Genomic DNA, 22681 nt, shown 5'->3' with positions numbered 1-22681 from the left:
TTTCTACTCTAAGTTTTCTTTTTTGATTTGGATTAGGGATGGTATAGATTTTTAAAACTTTCATGGATTTCATTGCTGTTTTTTGCTAACTTTAAGTGCCACACTCCTTTTAAATTAAAAATATGACATTCAAAGAACTCATACAATCAAATTCTTGGTTAAGCGTTGAAGCGATTCTGTTACAATTGTATCCTGGTGAGGAAGAAAATATATTTGGTTATCAAGAGGTTTTTGAAAAACTAATGTATTTGAATCCAGAAGATTCAGAAATTGAAATTGTGGTCGCCAACCAAAAAGATGATTTTGATGGAGAGGAATATGTTGATGTTTCTGGAAATTATAAAAATCCAAAAAGTGAAGAAGAAAAATACTCCCAAGCACTTGAGTTTACACCTTGGAAAGAATGGCTGGGAATGGAGATCAATCAAGAAAGTTTACTTCAATTTACTGAATTAGAAATCATTGCTCATTGTTTGTTCGAAATGACTTTTATAGGCTTTGAAGAAGAGGTAATCCAAGAAGAAATGGAGTCGATTCAAGGGAGTATGGAAGATTATCTAAATATGTCAGATGAGGAAAAAGAAGAGAACATGATTTCTTTGGAAGACTTTTTGAAGCGTTTGAAAGAGGAGGATGAAGGTGAGGAAGGTGATGAGGAAAGAGATTGATTCTCATTTTTTGTTCACGTGTGTAAGATGATTTTTACTTTTAGATTGTTAATCAGATACTTTAAAACATGGAATTATATATTTGAAAAGAAGTTTCATCGAATTAGCAACAGGTTATTGCTTTATAAGTAGTGGCTGGTCGGAAACACATCAAAACTAAAAATATTTCTTTTTGTGATAGTTCCCTTTATTTTTAATCGCCTGATGCTAAGGCATCACCTCATAAAAATAAATCAAACTCTCATCAAAAATAATTTATTTTATAAAAATCGTCTGTTTCCGACCAGCCACTAGCTAGAAAAAACAGAGGGAATACTAAGTTAATTAAGCCAATTCGTAACTTAATCGATGAAATTGAAAATGGTAATTTTGAAAGCCCTCAAGAATTAATAAAAACAAGACCCGATGCAGATTGCGTTCATGGAGGAGAATTTTACTTTTTTGATATTAATATTCATCGAACTCTAATTTTAATCGAATTTGAGGAAAATGGAGCGGCTACAATTGTTTGGGCTGGAAACCATGATGATTATGAGTTGACATTCAAAAACAATCGAAAGGTGATTAAAAAATGGTTACGAGATAATGACTGGATTTAAAATATAAGATATGAAAGATATGTTTGACATAGATAACGTTAATAAGATAGACAAGCTTGAAAATGAGTATGATTTGCAAAAAGCTTCTTTACTAGAACGAAAGTTGCGCTTGATGATTAGTGAGAACCCTAGTTTAAAGCCAATGCGTAAAAAACTTCGTGACTTAATTAAAAGCTATGAGGATAAAGAATGGTCTGACTTTGAAAACATTTCAGATTTAAAAATTGAGGAATCCGAAAGAGTCGAAGAAATCCTTAAAACGGAGCAATCGTTTATTAAAAAGCGAAAGGAAACAATAAGAAAGAAGCTTAAAGAATTTGATATGACCCAGCAAGATTTAGGTGTGATTTTAGAACACCCTAAGTCCTATATGAGCGAATTGATGAATGGGGTTTCTCAGTTTACACTGAAGGATTTAGTCATTATTCATAGGGTTTTAGGGATTAACCTAAAAATTTTAATCCCTACTTATCTTCAATCTGAAACAAAGAGTAAAGTTGAATTGTCAATTGAAAAATTGAATAAACCAAAGCTTAGATTGAGAAAAAAAGATCTCGTCTGAAAAAAAGGGCATGACATCCAAAAATTCTATGAAATTCAATGCAGGTTTACCATAGAAATGATTTTATTGCAATTCTATTTGAGCGTTGAAGAAAATGTATATTTGTAGCCACTTCTCCATTTCAGTAAAACACAGAAGAACTTCAAAGATGAATACGCAAAAACTCAAATTCCCTAGCATTATTTTATTCGCTATTACGATCCTTTTAGGAGCAAGTTGTGGCACCAAAAAAGAGCAACTCAAAGACTTTAAAGAAGTCATGAAATTGGAAAATATAGAATATACTTTCATCAATATGGATGAATATTTCCCTTCCAAAATAGTTGAAAAAGCGGACCAAGCATTTGTCTTTCCTCAAACACAGAATGTTCAACTGCCTGAAAGTTTCAATTCTAATGAAGTGAATTACAATACGCAGAAATTCCTTGATTCATCTTACGCACAAGGATTAATTCTAATTCAAAACGACACCATCCAATATGAGAACTATTGGCGAGGACAAACCGAAGCTGTAAAACACATTTCTTGGTCAATGTCTAAATCTTATGTTTCTGCACTTTTTGGAATTGCCATGGAGGAAGGTTTCATTGAGAGCGTTGAACAAACCGTGGATGAATATTTACCCGAATTAAAAGGTTCTGGTTATGAAGGTGTGAAAATTAAAGATGTTTTGCAGATGTCAACAGGAGTTGGCTTCGACGAAACTTACAGCGATCCGAATGCAGACATCAATAGATACTGGGATGATTTCGGAAATGGAAAATCTCAGGACGAATTTGCGGCTTCTTTAAAAAACGAAATAGAACCAGGAACTTTCAATCATTATGTGAGTATCAATACGCATGTTTTAGGAATGATTATCGTGAAAGCCACAGGAAAAAGTTTGACACAATATTTGGAAGAAAAAATCTGGAAACCCATTGGAGCGGAACACAACGCTTATTGGATTGCTGATGGAAAAGGAATGGAAATGGCACTCGGTGGATTAAATGCTACTTTAAGAGATTACGCAAAACTAGGCAGACTTTATCTCAACAAAGGAAATTGGAACGGAAAACAGATTATTCCAGAAAGCTGGATTGAAGCCTCAACAAATTCAACTGAAGAGCATTTGCAAGCCAACAGTGAAAATTCGTCCAGTCCTTCTTTTGGCTATGGCTATCAATGGTGGATTCCCGATGGAGACCAAGGAGAAATAATGGCGATTGGTGTGTTTAATCAGTATATTTATATTAACCCAACAACAAACACGGTGATCGTTAAAAACTCCGCGAATAAGAATTATTATGAGAGTAGTAATTCTTATGCTTCAACTACTACTCATTTGGAGTTTTTTAGGGAGTTGGGTGGGGTTTAATATTATCATTTATTCGTTTTATTGGTACCCACGCCGAATACGACAAAATAGATGCTGACACAATTTAAAATGAATACCATGAATATTAAACCTATAAAAACAGAAATAGATTACCGAAATGCACTTGATCGTTTAGAAATTATTTTTGATGCGCCAGTTGATACTCAGGAAGGTGATGAAGCTGAGATTCTATCATTATTGATTGAAAACTATGAAAATGAGCACTATCCAATTGAAGCACCAGACCCTATTGAAGCCATCAAAATTCGAATGGAAGAATTGAATTTACGTCAGAAAGATTTAGTCGGTATAATCGGAGGAAAAAGCAGGGTGTCTGAAATTCTTAATAGAAAAAAACGATTGACTGTGGATATGATTCGAGAATTAGAAGTGATTCTTAGTATCTCAGCTTCTTTACTTGTGAATGAGTATCAACTTAAGAAATGAAAAATAATAGAGGTAGACCAACTGAATTAATAATGGGGTCTGATTTACTTCCAAATCCTCGCGGCTTCTTAAATCTGTAATATTTATTTGCTATATTTATGGAGTAAAACACTCAAATAATTAGCAAACAAGTTGGGCTTAATTAAAATAGTATGGTAGGAAAAATTGTCATTTTTATGCTCGCAGTGCTAATTAGCGCATGTTCTGGAATAAAACATTATGATAAAGGAAGAGCATTACTTGACTCCAAACAACTTCAAGAAGCAAAGGTTTCATTTGATAAGGCGATTAAAATGAATAACGATAATTGGAAATACTATTTCTATCGTGGCGAAGTTTTAAGATGTCAGAAATTATATTCTAAAAGTATTCCTGATTATCTTAAAGCATTTGAACTTATTGATTCGGATTGGTACTGGTTGTATAATAATCTCGCGGAAAGTTATCAAGGAATAGGACAACATGAACTCGCAGTTAAATACCTAAAAACCGCTATTTCTATTGATTCAACAAAACCAATTGCATATACAAGTCTCGCATATGCGTATAACAATCTTTTTGAGGATAGCCTTTCCCTCTATTATTATTCAGAATCACTCAGATTAGACTCAAATGGCTATCATGTTTATTTAGGTCGAGCCACACTTTATCGAAGAAATAGAGATTTTGACAAGGCCATGGATGAATATCATAATGCGGTTAAAATTTCACCAACGAGGCCAGAAGCATACAACGGAATGGGATTTGTAGAAATGTCTAAAAAGAATTATTCAAATGCTATTGATTACTATGATCAAGCAATTTCCTTAGATTCATCCTATGCTTATTCTTATAATAATCGAGCATACTGTAAATATCAGCTAGGTCAATATGATTCTGCTTTGGACGATGTCAATATTTCATTATCATATGACGTAGAAAACTCCTATGCGTATAAAAACAAAGCACTACTGTATTTTTCAAAACAACAATATGAAGAAGGTTGTGGAGAAATAACAAAGGCATACAAGTATGGGATTCAAGGGCTTTACAAAACGGAGATTGATTCATTGTCGACTAAATTCTGTAATGGAAAACAATAAGGACAGCATTTAAAAATACACTACCATACTATTATATTTATTCTCGGTCATAAATAATCATTTATCAAAAGCCACCTCAACCTCCCAAAACCCAACCCCAGCCGTCGTATTACTCTTCGCATCAATCAAAATAAAAGCTCCATTCCCTTTATTCTCATTATAAGAATCAAAATTCAACACCTGCGCCAACTGAATTTCAACTAAACCCAAGTCATTCATGTTGAGTTGACTCACTTTTTCAATTTCTCCTGTGTTATCTGTACTTATTTTATGTTCAATTGTCTTGATTTTTGATTTCACTAACTTCACTCCGTGTTGCAAGAAATACGTTGATGAAGCTAGCAAAGGTTGATTGTCCATCCAGCAAATTTTCGCCGAAATTGTTTTCGATTCTTGGGGCAATTCTTCAGATTTCACAATTAAATCTCCTCTCGAAACATTCACATCGTCCATCAAAGTAATTGTAATTGAAGAACCTTTGCTTGCTGCTAAATATTGCTGATCGAAAAATGAAATCGACTTGATTTGTGATTTTCTACCAGAAGGCAAAACAGTCACATCATCCCCAACTTTCAATTCTCCGCCTTTTAATTTACCAGCATATCCCCTGAAATCATGGAATTCATCTGTTTTTGGGCGAATAACGGTTTGTACTTGAAATCTTGCTTTGGCTTCTTCTTGAATGTCTTCCAAACGAATGTTTTCCAAATGCTCCATCATTGTTTCTCCTTTAAACCAAGATAAATTTTCGGATTTGTCCACAACATTATCACCATGTAAAGCACTTACAGGAATGAAAGTAATGTTTTGTTCCTTGTATTCTGAATCTGAAATCAAAAGCTTAAAATCTTCAACAATTGCTTCGTATTTTTCTTGACTAAAATCGATGAGGTCCATCTTGTTTACCGCAACAACAATCTCTTTTGTACGTAGTAAATTATTGATGAAAAAGTGACGTTTTGTTTGTTCAATTACTCCTTTTCTAGCATCAATTAAAATAATTGAAACTTGAGAGGTTGATGTTCCAGTCACCATGTTTCTAGTGTATTCAACATGTCCAGGAGTATCTGCTATAATGTAGGAGCGATTTTTAGTTGAGAAATAAATGTGCGCAACATCAATGGTGATTCCTTGCTCTCTTTCTGCAACTAATCCGTCGGTAGCCAGGGAAAAATCTAAATAATCATAGCCTTTTTGTTTACTGCTGCGTTCAATTGCTTCTAATTTATCGTCAGTTAATGAATGCGTGTCGTATAAAATGCGACCAATTAATGTCGATTTTCCATCGTCTACACTTCCTGCCGTACTTAATTTTAAAACTTTATTTTTATTTCCTACCATTTTGAATGCTTTAATCTTGTTGTCTACTTTGTGTCTTTTTGAATATTCGGATTAGAAATAACCTTGTTGTTTTCTTTTTTCCATGGCTGCTTCCGAACGTTTGTCATCGATTCTTGCTCCGCGTTCCGAAATTGTAGATGCTGCTATTTCTTCAACTACTTTATCAATGTCAAATGCTAAAGATTCAACAGCAGCGGTACAACTCATGTCGCCAACAGTTCTAAAACGTACAATTTTTTCCATCACGAGTTCATTGTCTTCACGGAAAACATATTCGTCATGTGCCGACCAAATCATTCCATCTCGTTCAAAAACTTTTCTTTTATGGGCGAAATAAATTGAAGGAATTTCCATTTTTTCTTGTTGAATATAACTCCAAACATCTAATTCTGTCCAGTTGGAGATTGGAAAAACACGAACATTTTGACCAAAATCAATTCGACCATTTAACATGTCAAAAACTTCGGGCCTTTGATTTTTTTCGTCCCATTGTCCAAAATCATCACGCACAGAAAATACACGTTCTTTTGCACGTGCTTTTTCTTCATCTCTTCTTGCGCCACCAATACACGCATCAAATCCATGTTTTTCTATGGCTTGCAATAAAGAATCGGTTTGTAAACCATTTCGACTGGCATATTTTCCGCTTTCTTCTTGAACGTTTCCGGCGTCAATATTGTCTTGCACATAATGCACATGTAATTCGAGACCTAGTTCTTCAACTAATTGATCACGAAATTCAATGGTTTCAGGGAAGTTATGTCCTGTATCAATATGTAAAAGTGGAAACGGGATTTTTGCCGGATAAAATGCTTTTTGTGCTAATCTTACCAATGTAATTGAATCTTTTCCTCCTGAAAATAGAATTACAGGTTTTTCAAATTGACCAGCGACTTCACGAAAAATGTAAATTGCTTCGTCTTCTAATGGGTTGTTAACTACTTTGTCATTCATATTCTCGTTCATTGTTCAATCTCTTTAATTATGAATTCCACATTCTCTGTTTTCCAGCACTTTTGTGGGATCGTAATAGTTCTTTTCGTTGGGTAAATGATGTTCTGTCAAGTATTCATCCAATTCTTCATCTGAATAATTATAGAATGGACTCACTTTAATTACTCCATCTTTTCCTTGAGAAACGATATCAATTCCATCACGAAAGGCAGTTTGACCTTTTCTTAAATTGGTAAACCAAATATCTGGAGCGTGAATTTTCATGGCCCTTTGAAAAGGCTCTAATTTCACTTGATCGCTAAATATTTTATGTGCTGGAGAATCTACTTCAGGAATTCCTAAAATAACATTTCGATAGCCCACAGATTGTTGTGGAACGTAAATGTGAATATTCAGATTTAGGTTTTCAATCAATTCTTTTGCGTGACGATAAGTTGCAGAAGTATTGTAGCCTGTGTCGCACCAAACGACCTCTAATTGCGGTGATATTTTTGTGGTCAGATGCAGAATAGCACTTTCATAAGGTCTGAAATTGGTTGTTACCACTGGTTTTTTAGCATGTTGAATTGCCCATTCTACGATTTCTTCTGGACTTTTGTCTTGCAATGCTGCGTTTATTCCTTTGATATCCATAATCTATTTATTTTCCCCATTTAATTCCTGTCCACAGTCTTTCGTGGAAGTAATAAAGGATAGTTTTTGTGAGTAATTCGAATGATCCAATAGAGAAAGCAACGGTCATATTTCCGGAGATTAACCAAGAAATTAAAACGGTATCTAAAGTCCCCAAAGTTCTCCAAGAAATAGCTTTCACGACACTTCGAGAACGGCTTTCTGTTCTTTCCTTGGGTTTCTGCTTTGTTTTATAACTGTTGTATAATTGATCTATTATCATCTCCTTTCTATTAACCCTATCGACTTGGTAGGGTTTGCAAATATATTTTTATTTTCTGAAGTAGAACATGATAAAAATCATTTTTTCTGAATAAGGGAGGGTTTTGTCTTCTTAGATGTGTGAGTGATTGCTGTATGGGTGATTTGCTGTATGGATGATTTGCTGTATGGATGATTTGCTGTATGGGTGATTTGCAAATCACCCTTGCAGCAAAGACTACCTAGAGCTTTCAAGCTTCATTCTTATAACTGATGTTTTTAGAGTCTTTAATAAGAAAAGTTTAAAGACAAGGCTTGTGAAGTTTTTAATTGTCAGGAGTTTATATTTATAAATGACTGCAATTTAAAACAAGCATAACGCAGGATTTGGAGTTTTCTATTAAAGACTACTTTGAGCTTTCCATCGTCAACTGATCCAAACTCTTCTTCTTCAAAACCTTCAAGGTACTATCGCGCACTTCTAACATCAAGCGATTAATGCCACAGGTTTCTTCATCTGGACAATCGTCACATTTTTCGTAGAAGTTAAGGCTAACGCAAGGTACCATAGCGATTGGTCCACTGAGTAATCGAATGACTTCGCTCATCCAAATTTCTTTTGGATCTTTGAGCAAATAATAGCCTCCACCTTTTCCTTTTTTAGAGGCCAAAATTCCGCCTTTTTTCAGTGTAAGGAGAATTGTTTCAAGAAATTTATGAGAAATATTTTCAGCTTCAGAAATGATAGAAATAGGAATTGGTCCTTCACTTTTATGTCTACAAATGTAGGTCAGTGCTTTAATTCCGTATTTTGTTTTCTTCGATAACATACTGCAAATTTAAGAAAGTTAAATTGATTCTAGTTTATTACATTCTTACATCTACAAATAAGAATTAAAACATGATTCATCGCAGATTGCTAATTTAGAATTCTTCAATTTTATTGATATTCCAAAACCTTCTTATCTTTGTGATGTTAATGTTTTAGCACAAGAATAATTATTCAATGGAGAAAAATAGAAAGAAAAGAACGGGAGTTTTATTGATTCAACTAGGAACGCCAGATAGTCCTAAGAAAAGCGATGTAAAAGTTTATTTGAACGAGTTTTTAAATGATCCTCGTGTAATCGACTATCCTTATCTGAAAAGAAAACTTTTAGTAAATGGAATAATTATTCCTTTCCGTGTTAAAGAATCTACCAAGATATATCAAGAATTGTGGGACTTGAGCGGTGGAGTTTCTCCCTTGTTGAAATACACAGAGAGTAAGAAAAAATTACTACAGGAACGTTTTGACAAAACGGATGAGGATGTGACGGTACACATGGCCATGCGCTATCGAAATCCATCCATGGAGTCCGTTTTGGAAGAAATGAGAAAGGAAAATTACGATAAGATTATTCTCTTCCCTTTATTTCCGCATCATGCAAGTGCAACAACGGTTACAGCCATTGAAAAAGCATTTAAAATTATCACCAAATGGTGGGTGATTCCAGAAATTTCAACTGTGAATGAATTCTATGAGCATGAAGCTTATATAGACGCAATGTACGAGCAAACCAAACAGTTTGACATCAGCAGTTATGATAGAATTATGTTTTCTTATCATGGTTTGCCAGATCAGCATGTGGATAAAGTGTATGATGAAGGTTTGTGTACAGATCAACCCTGCGAAACGGAGATTAATCAGAAGAATAAACTGTGTTATAAAGCTCAAGTTTACGCAACAACACGAGCACTTGCCGATAAATTAGGATTGAAAGAAAGTGATTATACTGTTGCTTTTCAGTCGCGATTAGATAAAAACTGGTTAGAGCCTTTTTCAGACAAAGTAATCGAAAAATGGGCTAAAGAAGGAGCGAAAAGGGTTTTAGCTTTTAGTCCTGCGTTTGTTGCGGATTGTTTAGAAACAATTGTAGAAATTGGAGTTGAGTACCACGAAGATTTCCAAAAACTGGGTGGTGAAATCGTACAGTTAGTTCCAAGTACAAACGATCATCCGAGATTTATTGACTGTTTGGAAGATTTGGTGAGAGAAAGATTATAGAATTATCATAAACAAATTTTTAAACGCCATTTGCTTTTGAGTGAGTGGCGTTTTTTTGATTCTGCTTACTTTGATTCAAAAGATTGGATGTGCTTTTCATCAAAACTTTTCAGCCTCAATTCATAATCTGTAAAACACCGAAGGACAAGTCTTGAGGCTATAGCAACATGCTCTGTTATATTAGTTCTAGTTTACAGGTAATTAATTGGTGGTTTTAATTCATTCCACTCTGGATTGATTTCGTTGATTAAGTCTTCTTTTTTTGAACGAGGAAATCGGTTCAATTGTTTTTCTCTTTTTATCGCTTCTTTGATATATTGAAAAGTTTCGTAGTAAACTAGCTTGTTAATATTGTATTTCTCCGTAAAACCTTTGTTTAATTTATTTTTGTGTTCAAAGACACGTCTCACTATATTATTAGTTACTCCAATATAAATGGTTTTGTTGCTTTTATTTGTAAGAATGTATACAAAGTACGTTTTGGTGGTTCTCATGTGTGTTAAGTTATGAATAAAAATTAACTTTTAATACCTCTGGATCTTCACCAATAATTTCTGAATTTAAGCTCTATTCCCTAGCAAATGGTCTGCGCCGTATTGGAACGCGGGCCTTCGACAATGCTCCGTCACCGCAAAACGGAACTGCAAGCATCGCGGATGGTCACAGATTTTTACCTCAGGTGAATTCGGATAAACACGGACTTCTTGCGTCATGAATCCTAACTGTTGTAATTTTTTGAAATTAATAATATACCGTATTTACTGAAACTGTGTCTTTTTTGGAGGTTTGAAGTTTAATTCTAGATCTACTGGTAAAGTATCGGATAGGCATTTAACTTTTATATTAATCTGCCTTTAAAACCAACAAGATCCCTCATAAAAATTGTTTTACAACAAGTTGCTAAAACAATTTTTCCAAGGGATGACAGTTCGAGAGGGGTGGTCATTTGAAAAAAGGGGAACAATAAAGTTGATGCTCCGCATCAACTTTATTGTTCCCCTTTTTTCACCCCAAACCCACACTAGACCTGTCATCCTTTAATCAATATAAATCTTTGATTTTATTGATTGAAGGATCTTGTTGGAGAACGAAGCCTTAATTTTTGTTATAGAACGTTCAATTAAAAGTATTGAACCTACTCCTTATTAAACCTCCAGGTATACCCCAAAACTAATTCTGAAGCCATATAACCAAAACGTTGTTTGGCATAACTTCCTTTATCTTCTGGTCTTGTTCTCACTTTAACTTGATGCATGAAGCCTGCCGAGAGATTAGTTTGTAAGAAAATGTGGTTAAAGAATTCCAGCCTTATTCCTGGGTGGAGCGAAAGTCCATATCCTGAAACAGAAATGGTTTTTCTAGTGAATTCATTGGCGAAATTTAAATCATTGTAGGATAAAATGAGTCCAGTGGAAACTGCCGCTTGGGCACGCGCTCTGAACCAATCATTTTTACCCAAAGAAAGTAAGTCAAAATATCTTGCCAATTCAAAACGTATGTAATTTAAACCGTCTGAATTTTCGTAATGAATATCGTCATAATTTGTTGGGGATAGTTCGTTATCATATTCTCCACTCCATAAATCGCTAATTCCAGGTTCAACATATCCGTCAATCACAACATCTTGAGGGTGATCCATTAGGTATTTCATGTGGTCATAACCAACAGTCAACGCCCATTTGTCTTTAAAGAAATATCCCATTCTTACATTAAATTGTGGAATTGTAATCTTTTTAATGTCGAGATAATTCATTGATAATTTCTCATAATTATCTGAGGCGGTCATGTCTTTCATGGTGAAGTCATAACCACGTCCAACCAAATTCAAATCACTTTTTGTGTAAGCGCTTCGGTTGTAACCCCAATAAAGATAGAATCCTCCCTTGTCGGTTTGGTTGCTGCTTTGTGCAATTGTTGTAGAATCTAAGGACAGAATTACTCCAAAAATTAAGAGTAAAAGGGATTTGAATATAGTATGCTTCATTGCTTTTTCTTTACTGGTGCAAATTTACACTTTATTTCTAATAGAGGTGGGGGTAATGAAAAATGAAGAATTAAAAATGAAAAATTGGGTTTCAACAAATTCTCCATCTTTCATTCGTTTAGATTATCATTCAGCCCAGGCCCCGACGAAAACGGAAATCTTACTGAACTGGATTGCCTGTTGTTTGCGATAAAAAAGCGACAATAGAAGCTCTTTTTTGCGCATTCAACAACAGAGCAAGTCAAGGAAGTAAATTGGAGGAGAAGGCGGATTAAGGCCACCAAAAGAAGAACTAAAATTAATTAAAAATGAAGAATTAAAAATTAAAAATGGTTTCTGAGCTGATTTTTCATTTCTCATTTTTAACTTTTCATTCAAACCCTTTTCATTCAACTCTTTTCAATATCTTTGCGGCTATGGAAAAATTTGCCAATAAAGTAGTTTGGATCACTGGAGCTTCCTCAGGAATTGGAAGAGAGCTCGCGGTGCAATTAGCTCAATTAGGAAGTAAATTGATTTTGTCTGCACGAAATATAGAGGAATTAGAGAAGCTGAAGTCTTCTTTGAAAAATACGGATGAACACATGGTTTTGAAGTTAAATTTAGCGGACAACAAGCATTTTGATGAATTAGCGAAAAAGGTAATAGATAAATATCAACGCATTGATTATCTTTTTAATAGCGGTGGAATTTCTCAACGTGCTGAGGCTTCAAAAACTTCTATTGATGTTGATCGCCGAATTATGGAGGTAAATTACTTCGGAAATATCGCACTTACGAAAGCGGTTTTACCCTATATGCAAAAGCAAAAAAGTGGACATATTGTGGTGACTTCGAGTATTGCAGGGAAATTTGGATTTTATTTGCGCTCGGCTTACTCTGCTTCCAAACACGCTTTGCACGGTTATTATGACAGTGTTTTATTGGAAGAAGCGAAAAACAATATAGCGGTTACCATTGTTTGTCCGGGGAAAATAAATACACCAATTTCGAAAAGCGCATTAACAGAAGATGGAACAGCGCATGGTGAAATGGACCACAATCAAGCCACGGGAATGTCGGTTGAGGAATGTGTAAAACAAATTTTGAACGCCACTTTGAAAAAGAAAAAAGAGGTGTTGATAGGAGGAAAAGAAATTTTAGCGGCCAAGATTAAGCGTTTCTCTCCAGCATTGTTCTGGAAGATAATTAAGAATCAAAGCCCAACATAAAATCATAGATAATGAAAATATTAATGGTATGCTTAGGAAATATTTGTCGTTCGCCAATGGCAGATGGATTAATGCGTAAAAAGGTTGCGGATAATAACTTGGATGTTGTTGTAGATTCTGCGGGAACGGGAGATTGGCATGTTGGAGACCAACCAGACCCACGCATGATGGAAACGGCGAAAAGAAACGGTGTGCCAATAGATGAGTTACGCGGAAGACAATTTAAGGTGGCAGACTTTGATGAGTTTGACCGAATTATCGTGATGGACAAAAGTAATTTTGATAACGTGAGAAAATTATCAAGAGATGAAAATGACACTCAAAAAATTGAGTTGTTTTTAAACTTGACGCACCCAGGAAAAGATTTGGAAGTTCCAGATCCTTATTTTGGAGGAGATGAAGGTTTTCAGGATGTTTTTGAAATGCTAGACGCAGGAACAGATGTCATTTTAAAAGAATTAAAAGAAAGAAAGGACAATGAGTAAAGGTAAATTATACCTCATGCCCACTTTGATGGGTTCAGAAACATGGGATCACGTTATTCCAGAACAAGTAAAAGAATTAGCCATAAATACCCGCTACTTTGCGGTGGAAGATTTGAAATCTGCGCGTCGTTATTTGAGAAAACTAGACAGGACTTTTCCTATCGATCAATCCACGTTTTTTATTCTCAACAAGAAAACTCCTCCAACAGATTTAGCGGCGATGTTAGCTCCTTTAAAAAAAGGCCACAATGTGGCAATTATTTCTGAGGCTGGTTGTCCGGGAATTGCAGATCCAGGAGCAGATTTAGTTGCTTTGGCTCATCAAAGAGGCGATTTTGTTTCTCCATTAACTGGACCTTCTTCAATTTTGTTGGCACTTATGGCAAGTGGATTCAACGGTCAATCTTTCGCTTTTAATGGATACATTCCTAAAGAACGCAAGAAGCGAGTTTTCACTTTTAAAGATTTCGAACGTGAGGTAAGCAGGACAGGTCAAACGCAAATTTTTATGGAAACACCTTTCCGCAATAATAATTTGTTGGAAGATTTGTTAAATGAATGCCTAGACGCTACTTTCCTTTGTATTGCATGTGATTTGACTTTGCCAACTGAGCGTGTTCAAACCATGACAGTTGCAGAATGGCGCGAAAATGCATTTGATTTGAATAAACGTCCTACGATGTTTTTGATTGGGAAACCTTTTGCAGGATTGTAAATGCATATAAAACATCTTTTAAAAGCTCGATTTTCTTTGGATTTCGGGCTTTGTTTTTTTGTGCTGGACATTTAGAATGATAATTATTTTAAATGCTTATCGGGAACTTTACCAGCTATTTAATATACTACAATAAAAAGTACTCTCTTTAACCAGGCCAGATCCTTCCAGAGTTGAAAATTCAGATTTTCAACTCTGGTCAGGATGACAGTTGTGGGCGTTGGGAAGCAAGTGAGAGGGGGAAAGCTTAATGTCATCCTGAAGCGGATTTCTTTTTTCAACTGGTTGGAAATAGAAATTAGCGAAGGATCTTGTTAGTTTACCGCTGAATCACATTATAGTTGGGTTAGATATATTTACTGGTAAAGTATCGGATAGGCATTTTATTTTAATAACTCTTGCGGTGGCGGCATAAATTTTTTATAGCTTTATCGTTCAAACTTATGAATTATGAAAACGAGTTTACTCTTGGCTAAAATGTTCTTTTTATCAATTTTCTTATTGCTATTTACTTTTTCGGCATGTAAAAAGGACAATGAGTCGCTTTCGGAAACGTCAGGGAATCCCTCTTCGGCTAAATGGGATGTAGAAGCAGATTTAGTTTATGACGATGGCAGTATTGTGCATTTTAGATCTAATTTAGATTCAATTGATTCTTATTTTCATCCCAAAGTTTCTCATGGTGATTCTTCCTCGTATTTTTTTATTCCTGCGGTTTTTGGTGCAAGAAACTTGTTGATAGAAGGAAATATAACTGGAACAGGGAATTATACCTTTGCGGAATGGCCTGAGAATGGAGATGATGGAGTGCTCATCAACTTAATAGGTACAAATAGCAATACAGGTGAGTCTGAATATTACGGAAATTATGATAGTTATTCTGGAGCGGCTACTTTTAAGGTTGTTTCGTTTGAAAACAACAATCTGAAAGGAACTTTTTCAGGTAAAATATTCCAAGGGCCTGAAAGTGATGTGATCATCATAAAAAATGGCCGAGTTGATGCTGATTTAATCGAATAAATAGGAATTGTCAAACACAAATCTTTTGAGCGTCTTACTACCAATATACCCCACTTATTTGTAGCTTTGCGCCCTTGAATTGAATTGTTTTTTCTCATGCTGTTTATCAGTTATTTTTGAGGAAATCAACACATAATTAATAAAAACGATGAAACAGATTTTAATCATTAGCTTACTTTTTGTCATTATTGGATGCAGCTCTCAAGAAGAGAAAATTTCTGAAGGAATGAAGCCTTTTATGACAGAAAACTTCCCTGACGCCACTTATGAAGTAGGAATAGAAGGGAGCTTACATACCTTGAAAATCAGTGATCCTGGAAATATGATGAATAAAGAGAATTACGAACCAATCGTAATGAAAACCTTTAGTGAGTTTTATAAAATATTCATGAAATCTACCAAAGGAGCTGATTCTGCTTCTAAGTTTGAGCTAATCTATGAAAATGAAACCTTGAATTGGAAATCAGAAAGGTTTACGCTTACTCAATTAAGCGATAATTACCAGGATTATGTGAACTGATAATCTTTTGCGCTTCTATATTTTTTTTAATCAGAGAGAAATTTTATTCATGAGAGATTTAATGTTAATACTGCATTTCATTGGTTTAGCCATGGGATTAGGAACGGCTTTTGCGCATGCGTTTTTGGGGTTTGCATCTTCTAAATTATCTAAAGAAGAAGCGGGAAAACTCAGGAAAAACACACATATTTTGGGCAGCATGGGGACTATTGGACTTGTTTTACTCTTCGTTTCTGGAGTTTATCTGATTCTCCCTTATTGGAATGCGCTTTTGATGTTGCCTTTATTGCTAGCAAAACTGATACTTTTTGTTTTGTTAATTGTATTTCTAAGCATAATTAAATTCCTTGAAAATAAAGCAATGAAGTCAGTCAATCCAGATCCTTATCTTAAGAAATTGGAAATCATTGGAAAGTTTTCTTTGTTGACTTCTACAACTATTGTTGTGCTGGCTGTTTTGGTTTTTCATTAAGAATTAGAAAGCATATTTCTGAGAATAAAAAACTCAATTACTCAAGTATTGAATTTTCGAATAATCCATTCATGAATTTTATATCCCATCCAGCCAACAAGAAATCCAATTAGAATTCCCACGATTAAATCTCCAGGATAGTGTTTTCCAACGTAAATTCTGCTGTAGGAGAATAGTAAAATCCAGAGCGACAATGGAATGAAAATATTCTTGAAATAGGGCTTTAGAATTAATCCAATTAAAGTAATCATTGCCATTCCAACGGTGGCATGAGAAGAAACAAATCCAAAATCTCCACAGTCTTTTCCTTTTGCAGCAAGTGGAAAACGCATTTCTGTTCCTATTTCAAAAATGTTGCAAGGTCTTGGCCGAGCAATTCCGTGTTTCATTAAATAGGAAATCACAAAAGCAAGACCTACAGTTCCAAGAATTGCAAATCCGCTTATCACTGCCGATTTGAAACTTGTTTTCCATAAAATCAATAAAGCCAATAAAGCATATAAAGGAAAAGCGAGGTACTTATTGGTAATGACTAACCAGAAGGAGTCCCAAGAATCAGTTCCTAGATTATTCAAATACAGAAATAACTGGGCATCGAAATTTATTAATGTTTCCATATTTAATTGAGAGTTCCAAAGAAAGTTTATAGCTTAAACTACCGACCAAACAATAGCGATTGTTCCTACAATGAAACAGTAAATTGAGAAGTAAGTCAATTTGCTTTTCTTTACAATTGAAATCATCCAAGTACAGGCAATTAAACCTGTTACAAAGGCAGCGATAAATCCTAAAGACAAAGATAAAACAGGAACATTGTCTCCTGCAAATCCACCATCTAATAAGTCTTTAGCGATTTTACCAAAAATTAAAGGAACAACCATTAAGAAAGAAAAACGAGCAGATTTTTCACGGTCTATCCCTAAAAGAACTGAAGTTCCGATTGTAGCCCCAGAACGAGAAATCCCTGGCAGAATAGCTATTGCCTGCGCAATTCCGATGATTAACGCACTTTTGAAACTTACATTTTTGTTGGTGTTTTTTGCTTTGTCGGCCAAGAAAAGAAGCAAACCAGTAATGAGCAACATAAACCCAACCAAGAGAATTTGACTATGGAAGAAGGAATCAATTAAATCATCGAAAAAGAAACCTACAAAAGCAGCAGGAATCATGGACAAGATAATTTTTAGGGAGAACATCAATTCTTCGTTTTGTTTGAATTGAAAAAGACCCTTTAAAATCTCAGCAACATCTTTTCTAAAAATTACGATTGTACTTAGTGCGGTGGCGAAATGAAGGACAACTGTGGTCATCATACTCAATTCACCCACATCTTCATTCCCAAAAATAGCTTTCACTATTTCAAGGTGTCCGCTGCTTGAAACAGGAAGAAATTCAGTTAAACCTTGTACAATTCCGAGTATAATCGCCTCTATGATTTCCATTGATTTACGTTTTTAGAAAGCGCTAAATTAAACAATATTCTGAATGAATGGATTTCAGGAATATGAAAGAGTAATTTTTACTCTATTTGATATTGTGAATCTGTATTTTATTCATCCACCCATTTTTCAGGATTCTCTCTAATATACTTTTCGATATTATAAAATGCCCAATTATTTCTAATAATATGGTCATGAAATCGCGTTTTCCATTTGAAATCAGGATTTAAAATTCTGGACTTCATTGTCACGGAAGATTTGAATCCTCTCATTATCGAACCTAGGTTTTTTGATTGAGGGCCAAATTGGTTTTTCACATTTACATCATTTAGTGAGTTTTTAGAATTGAATTCATTTTTTCCAATTCTTATTATCACATGAATATGGTTGGGCATTATAACATATTCTCCCATTGTTAAATTCATATCAGGTCTCATCTCAAATGTTTTTTCCCATTCAGTTTTTACGATTTCACCAATTTTTGATAATTGAGCTTTGTTTTCTGATATTTCTCCAAAGAAACATTGTTTATCATGCGTTAAAACAGTTACGAAGTAGTCAGCGCACCAAGCATAGTTCCAGTTTTTCCATCGAAATGTATCAACACGGTATTTGTTTTTGTATAGCCTTTTCATGATTTTGATTTATGGTGGTTATTTTTTTAATTATAATGAAGATAACCAAAATGTTTAGATTTTCAATTATTGTTAGCATTTATTCCCGTAGAGGCGCAATGCATTGCGCCTCCACGGGATAAAATGCACCCCACGGGATAAAATGCACCCCACGGGATAAAATGCACCCCACGGGATAAAATGCACCCCACCGGATAAAATCCACCATCATCCACAAACAACACATTCAGTCCATCATTGTCAAAATGCACCACCAAATTTTCAAAAATACACCACCGAGAGAAAGGTTATTCCATCCAAGGAAAATGTACCATCATCCAAAAACAACACATTCAATCCATGATTTTCAAAATCCATCACCAAATTTTCAAACCCCACCTTACACCTAAAAAAACACCCGGCATTTTTAAAAAATCCCTACCTTTGCATTCTAAAAAACCCTTCAAAAATCCAAAAACAACCCACATATCGTTCCATCTGGAAATTAGCTTTGCCTGCTATGCTGGGAGGAATCGTTGAACCAGTTCTTTCTTTGACTGATTTAGCGGTTGTGGGAAATATTGGCTATGACAGCTTTGCGGAAAGCAATGAAAATCTTTCGGCGGTTGCTGCAGTAGGAATTGCTGGAAGTTTAATTTCTGCTTTAGTTTGGATTTTTGCTCAAATGAAAAGTGCTATTTCAGCAGTTGTTTCGCAAGCTTATGGCTCCATGCGCATGCGTGTAATGGCAAGTCTCATTCCACAAATGATCTACTTTAATGCAATTGTTGGAGTTTTAGCTATGTTGACGACCTACTATACTTCGGCTTGGATTTTCGAAAATCTACTTTCTGCTTCCGGACCAATTCTAAAAGACGCTACAGCTTATTTCAATATTCGTGTTCTCGGATTTCCTTTAACGCTCATCACTTTCTCTATTTTTGGAGTTTTTAGAGGCGTTCAAAATACTTGGTGGGCCATGGTGATTTCCATTATTGGTGGTAGTGTGAATATTTTACTTGATTTTATTTTTGTTTTGGGCTGGTGGAATTTAGTGGAGCCCATGGGAGTAGAGGGAGCGGCTTGGGCCAGTTTCTTTGCGCAAATTGTAATGTTTGTTCTTACGCTTTATTTCTTGTTTGTTCAATCAAAAATTCGTCTGATTCATACTTTGAGAATTAGTCCAGAGTTTGTTGGACTTTTATTAATTGCTGGAAATTTAGTTTTGCGAACTATTGTTTTGAATCTAGCCCTAATGTTAACCCATAAATTCGCCAATATTTATGGTACAGTTCAAGCGGCAACTCATGCAGTCATGCTCAATTTATGGTTGTTTTCTGCATTCTTCTTAGATGCTTTTGCAACATCGGCCAACGCGATGGCAGGGAAATTCTTGGGGGCTAGAAATAAAGAAGCCATGCAGCGTAATCTGAATAGAAATTTATTGCTGAGCTTAATTGTGTCTTTCGCTTTGTCCGGCTTACTCATGCTTTTCGATTCTCAAATCATGGAATTACTCATCGACAATGAAAAAGTCTGGTCAATGTACCCTTTGGTTCTTCCTTTATTCGCCTTGTGTTTACCCATAAATGCACTCGCTTTTACTTTGGATGGAGTCTTTAAAGGAATGGGAAAAGCAAAATTTTTGAGAAATATTTTATTTATTTCAACGCTATTCGGATTTTTACCAGTATTATTAATCGGACATCAGCTAATGCCTGGATTGCAAATTATTTGGATGGCAATCATTATGTGGATGTTGCTTAGAGGCTTTATCCCCTATTTTTATTTCAAATATTGGATAAAGCGCTTTTAAAATACACATGTGCTTGCAAAAGGCGTTTCGCTATTTTCAATGACTCAGTGGAGTCGTACTTCTAAAACAACATAAAAATTAAAGATTTAAATTATTAGATGGAATCAATCGAATTAGGTGCAGGATACATAGATGCAATTTGGTTATCACTTGCTTTTTTAAGTGGGTTGTTAATGAAACGACTTGGGCTTCCAGCGCTTTTAGGATTTCTGGCCACGGGTTTCTTTTTGGGAATAACAGGATATACCGATGGTAACCTAAAGCAAATTTTAGTTCCGCTTTCAGACTTAGGGATTATTTTGCTTTTATTTACTATTGGGTTGAAAATTAAGATTAAGGAACTGGTGAAGCCCGAAATATTAATCACCGCTTCTTCTCACATTATTCTTACAACACTCGCTATAGGTGGGGTAATCTTTGGTTTGGGTTTCTTGGGAATACAGTATTTTACTGACATGACCCTGGAGGCTGCTATGATTATTGGCTTTGCATTGAGTTTTTCAAGTACCGTTTTTATCGTTAAATCTTTGGAGGAAAGAGGGGAAATTACCTCGCGACATGGGCGTTTTGCCATAGGGATTTTAGTTGTTCAAGACATTTTTGCAGTAGTGTTTTTGACGCTTTCGAAAAGTGTAATGCCTTCAATATGGGCATTGGCATTGCCTGTTTATTTATACCTGATCAAACTGGTGTTGGATAAGTTGTTGAATAAAACAGGACACGGAGAATTACTTACGGTTTTTGGATTCTTTGCCCCATTAATAGCCGGAGCTTTAGCTTTTGATTTGGTAGATTTAAAATATGATCTGGGAGCCTTAATTATAGGAATGCTCTTGGTCAACCACCCAAGAAAAGAGGAACTGTATGACAGAATGTTGAGTTATAAAGATTTCTTTTTGATCGGGTTCTTTATCAATATTGGTCTCTCGGGGGTTCCCTCTTTAACAAATGTTGCTATTGCGGGTTCTTTAATGGTCTTTGTGATTTTTAAAGGTTTATTATTTATTAAGTTATTCTCCTTTTTCGAATTGCGTGCCAGAACAAATTTTTTAACCTCCCTACAGCTTTCTAATTATAGTGAATTTGGGCTAATCGTTGGAGCAGTGGCGGTTTCTAATGGTATGATAGACAGTGATTGGTTAACTACTTTGGCCATTTTTATGAGCTTTTCTTTCTTGCTTTCTTCTCCCGTGGTGGCACGTTCGTACGAATTGTTCGAAAAGTACCAAACTACGCTTACAAAGTGGAACAGGACTTCAAAAGGTATCGACAAACAAGCCCAAATTAGCGGCGAGGCCAAATATGTAATTATTGGATTAGGAAGTATAGGAATGCCTGCTTACCAACATTTAAAAGAAAATTTCCCAGACCATATTATTGGTGTTGATTATAACGCTGATAAAGTAAAACAACTGAAAGAAGAAGGAAACAATGTAGTTTGGGGAGATTCTACAGATAGAGATTTCTGGGATGAATCGAATTGGGATAGGGTAGACGTTGTGGTTTTAGCCATGAGCGATTATGCCTCAAATCACAATACGATGAAGCAAATCAACAAGATGAAAGAAAGACAATTTAAGATTGCTGCTATTTGCCACTATGAAGATGAAAAGGAAATTTTCGAAAAATTAAATGTCGATTACATCTACGATTACAAAACTTCGGTTGGAGAAGATTTTGCTCAACACGCAATGGAGAAAAGCAGGAAGATTGTTCTTTAAATCAATTGCGAATTGGTGAAGCCCTCAAGGAAGTTAATTACGAATTTTTTAATTACGAATTACGAATTCGTGGTTGGTGTTCGCTTTGCTCAAGCTTGTTTTTGGAGTGAAAAAGGAAGGCTAACATTTTTCGTGTAGTTTACTTTTGTTCGGCTAATATTACAATATGAGTTTTTTGAAGTGCGCCAAAATATAAATGAGCCCATAATCTTCCCTCAAGATTTTTATCAACGAATTGAAATGCATGTTTTAGTCTCATCAAATAACCATCCATTTGTTGCTCGTGTACTTGATTAAGTTGTTTTTGGGTTAACCCAAATTCATTCGGAGTTCTCAATTCTTCGCATAGGTTGCAAAAGTCTCTAAGTCGTTCTTGTGTTCGCGCAATTATATCGTTTCCAAGAAAACACCCAGTAGGATTCTCCCAAAAAGATACTTCCCAGCTATATGGATATATTGTCTTTGCTAAGAGATATAAGGAGTCTTTATCTTCAAATGTAGAACGTCTAGAATGATTCAATTTATCAATTATTCTAATCAATGAATCAAAGCGTTTATTTTCTAAATAGATTTCATCAACATCCATTTTTCTCGCATGGAAACTATCAAGAATCGATTCAAATGTGTTCTTTTGATGAGTTGTAAAGTAGAGTGTGTCCGACTGACCTGTAACGCAAAAAGTGATGAAAAGTAAAAAGAAAATAGTAAATAAATTTCTCATGCGATTTATCTTATTATCACGACATCGTTTAAC

General features: G+C 35.1%; 26 protein-coding genes. 15 read left to right on the top strand and 11 right to left on the bottom strand.

Annotated elements, in window-relative coordinates; all coding sequences use genetic code 11:
- The first annotated feature begins 122 nt into the window (after positions 1-122).
- The 6 genes from DIT68_RS12825 (at position 123) to DIT68_RS12795 (ending at position 4715) form a co-directional block, all read left to right on the top strand.
- Positions 123-668: a DUF6557 family protein gene (locus tag DIT68_RS12825; protein WP_109360212.1), complete on the top strand. Its 546-nt coding sequence runs from the start codon at positions 123-125 to the stop codon at positions 666-668.
- Between the two features lie 323 nt (positions 669-991).
- The gene (locus DIT68_RS12820) at positions 992-1267 is read left to right on the top strand and encodes a type II toxin-antitoxin system HigB family toxin (RefSeq protein WP_109360240.1); all 276 of its coding nucleotides are present in this window, start codon (positions 992-994) and stop codon (positions 1265-1267) included.
- A 10-nt stretch (positions 1268-1277) separates the two neighbouring features.
- A complete protein-coding gene (locus tag DIT68_RS12815; protein ID WP_109360211.1) occupies positions 1278-1829 on the top strand; it encodes a helix-turn-helix domain-containing protein in 552 nt (183 codons plus the stop codon).
- A 148-nt stretch (positions 1830-1977) separates the two neighbouring features.
- Positions 1978-3186: a serine hydrolase domain-containing protein gene (locus DIT68_RS12810; RefSeq protein WP_158276187.1), complete on the top strand. Its 1209-nt coding sequence runs from the start codon at positions 1978-1980 to the stop codon at positions 3184-3186.
- 78 nt (positions 3187-3264) lie between these two features.
- On the top strand, positions 3265-3633 hold the full coding sequence (locus DIT68_RS12800; RefSeq protein ID WP_109360238.1) for a helix-turn-helix domain-containing protein: 369 nt from the start codon (positions 3265-3267) through the stop codon (positions 3631-3633).
- A 152-nt stretch (positions 3634-3785) separates the two neighbouring features.
- Positions 3786-4715 (top strand): tetratricopeptide repeat protein, encoded by a 930-nt coding sequence (locus DIT68_RS12795; RefSeq protein ID WP_109360209.1) that lies wholly within the window; start codon positions 3786-3788, stop codon positions 4713-4715.
- Between the two features lie 57 nt (positions 4716-4772).
- Here DIT68_RS12795 and DIT68_RS12790 read toward each other — a convergent pair whose 3' ends face one another.
- From DIT68_RS12790 to DIT68_RS12770, 5 genes are all read right to left on the bottom strand, one after another.
- Positions 4773-6056 carry a sulfate adenylyltransferase subunit 1 gene (locus DIT68_RS12790; protein ID WP_109360208.1) on the bottom strand — a complete coding sequence of 428 codons (1284 nt, stop codon included), beginning with the start codon at positions 6054-6056 and terminating at the stop codon, positions 4773-4775.
- A gap of 51 nt (positions 6057-6107) precedes the next feature.
- On the bottom strand, positions 6108-7022 hold the full coding sequence (gene cysD, locus DIT68_RS12785; RefSeq protein WP_394336381.1) for a sulfate adenylyltransferase subunit CysD: 915 nt from the start codon (positions 7020-7022) through the stop codon (positions 6108-6110).
- Between the two features lie 12 nt (positions 7023-7034).
- The gene (locus DIT68_RS12780; protein ID WP_109360207.1) at positions 7035-7643 is read right to left on the bottom strand and encodes a phosphoadenosine phosphosulfate reductase domain-containing protein; all 609 of its coding nucleotides are present in this window, start codon (positions 7641-7643) and stop codon (positions 7035-7037) included.
- Between the two features lie 7 nt (positions 7644-7650).
- Complete coding sequence (locus DIT68_RS12775; RefSeq protein WP_109360206.1) at positions 7651-7905, bottom strand: DUF2061 domain-containing protein; 255 nt, start codon at positions 7903-7905, stop codon at positions 7651-7653.
- Between the two features lie 385 nt (positions 7906-8290).
- Positions 8291-8713, bottom strand: coding sequence for an RrF2 family transcriptional regulator (locus DIT68_RS12770; protein WP_109360205.1), 423 nt, complete (start codon positions 8711-8713; stop codon positions 8291-8293).
- Between the two features lie 176 nt (positions 8714-8889).
- Between DIT68_RS12770 and hemH the strand changes: the two genes are divergently transcribed.
- Entirely contained in the window at positions 8890-9930 is a 1041-nt protein-coding gene (hemH, locus tag DIT68_RS12765; RefSeq protein WP_109360204.1) for a ferrochelatase, read from the top strand.
- Between the two features lie 191 nt (positions 9931-10121).
- Here the strand turns inward: hemH and DIT68_RS12760 are convergent, their stop codons facing one another.
- The gene (locus DIT68_RS12760) at positions 10122-10424 is read right to left on the bottom strand and encodes a GIY-YIG nuclease family protein (protein ID WP_109360203.1); all 303 of its coding nucleotides are present in this window, start codon (positions 10422-10424) and stop codon (positions 10122-10124) included.
- Positions 10425-11065: 641 nt separating this feature from the next.
- A complete protein-coding gene (locus tag DIT68_RS12755; protein ID WP_109360202.1) occupies positions 11066-11914 on the bottom strand; it encodes a hypothetical protein in 849 nt (282 codons plus the stop codon).
- A gap of 416 nt (positions 11915-12330) precedes the next feature.
- Between DIT68_RS12755 and DIT68_RS12750 the strand changes: the two genes are divergently transcribed.
- From DIT68_RS12750 to DIT68_RS12725, 6 genes are all read left to right on the top strand, one after another.
- Positions 12331-13125, top strand: coding sequence for an SDR family oxidoreductase (locus DIT68_RS12750; RefSeq protein ID WP_109360201.1), 795 nt, complete (start codon positions 12331-12333; stop codon positions 13123-13125).
- An 11-nt stretch (positions 13126-13136) separates the two neighbouring features.
- Entirely contained in the window at positions 13137-13610 is a 474-nt protein-coding gene (locus DIT68_RS12745; protein WP_317133906.1) for a low molecular weight protein-tyrosine-phosphatase, read from the top strand.
- Complete coding sequence (locus DIT68_RS12740) at positions 13603-14325, top strand: SAM-dependent methyltransferase (protein WP_109360199.1); 723 nt, start codon at positions 13603-13605, stop codon at positions 14323-14325. The genes DIT68_RS12745 and DIT68_RS12740 overlap by 8 nt, the downstream gene beginning before the upstream one ends.
- Before the next feature lie 450 nt (positions 14326-14775).
- Positions 14776-15345, top strand: coding sequence for a hypothetical protein (locus DIT68_RS12735; protein ID WP_109360198.1), 570 nt, complete (start codon positions 14776-14778; stop codon positions 15343-15345).
- A gap of 148 nt (positions 15346-15493) precedes the next feature.
- Positions 15494-15865: a hypothetical protein gene (locus DIT68_RS12730; protein WP_109360197.1), complete on the top strand. Its 372-nt coding sequence runs from the start codon at positions 15494-15496 to the stop codon at positions 15863-15865.
- 49 nt (positions 15866-15914) lie between these two features.
- Entirely contained in the window at positions 15915-16337 is a 423-nt protein-coding gene (locus DIT68_RS12725; protein ID WP_109360196.1) for a hypothetical protein, read from the top strand.
- Between the two features lie 41 nt (positions 16338-16378).
- On the opposite strand, the gene DIT68_RS12720 is transcribed toward DIT68_RS12725, so the two are convergent.
- The 3 genes from DIT68_RS12720 to DIT68_RS12710 form a co-directional block, all read right to left on the bottom strand.
- Positions 16379-16954: a phosphatase PAP2 family protein gene (locus tag DIT68_RS12720; protein ID WP_109360195.1), complete on the bottom strand. Its 576-nt coding sequence runs from the start codon at positions 16952-16954 to the stop codon at positions 16379-16381.
- A gap of 33 nt (positions 16955-16987) precedes the next feature.
- Positions 16988-17779: an undecaprenyl-diphosphate phosphatase gene (locus DIT68_RS12715; RefSeq protein WP_109360194.1), complete on the bottom strand. Its 792-nt coding sequence runs from the start codon at positions 17777-17779 to the stop codon at positions 16988-16990.
- Positions 17780-17886: 107 nt separating this feature from the next.
- Positions 17887-18411 (bottom strand): transposase, encoded by a 525-nt coding sequence (locus DIT68_RS12710; protein ID WP_109360193.1) that lies wholly within the window; start codon positions 18409-18411, stop codon positions 17887-17889.
- A gap of 499 nt (positions 18412-18910) precedes the next feature.
- Between DIT68_RS12710 and DIT68_RS12705 the strand changes: the two genes are divergently transcribed.
- Positions 18911-20206, top strand: coding sequence for an MATE family efflux transporter (locus DIT68_RS12705; protein ID WP_109360192.1), 1296 nt, complete (start codon positions 18911-18913; stop codon positions 20204-20206).
- Positions 20207-20304: 98 nt separating this feature from the next.
- Positions 20305-21927, top strand: coding sequence for a cation:proton antiporter family protein (locus DIT68_RS12700; protein WP_109360191.1), 1623 nt, complete (start codon positions 20305-20307; stop codon positions 21925-21927).
- Positions 21928-22066: 139 nt separating this feature from the next.
- Here the strand turns inward: DIT68_RS12700 and DIT68_RS12695 are convergent, their stop codons facing one another.
- On the bottom strand, positions 22067-22648 hold the full coding sequence (locus DIT68_RS12695; RefSeq protein ID WP_146194216.1) for a hypothetical protein: 582 nt from the start codon (positions 22646-22648) through the stop codon (positions 22067-22069).
- Positions 22649-22681: the final 33 nt, after the last annotated feature.

This window comes from Brumimicrobium oceani, from assembly GCF_003143775.1.
Classification (GTDB): Bacteria; Bacteroidota; Bacteroidia; order Flavobacteriales_D; family Crocinitomicaceae; genus Brumimicrobium; species Brumimicrobium oceani.
This window is presented reverse-complemented; position numbering and strand designations above follow the sequence as displayed.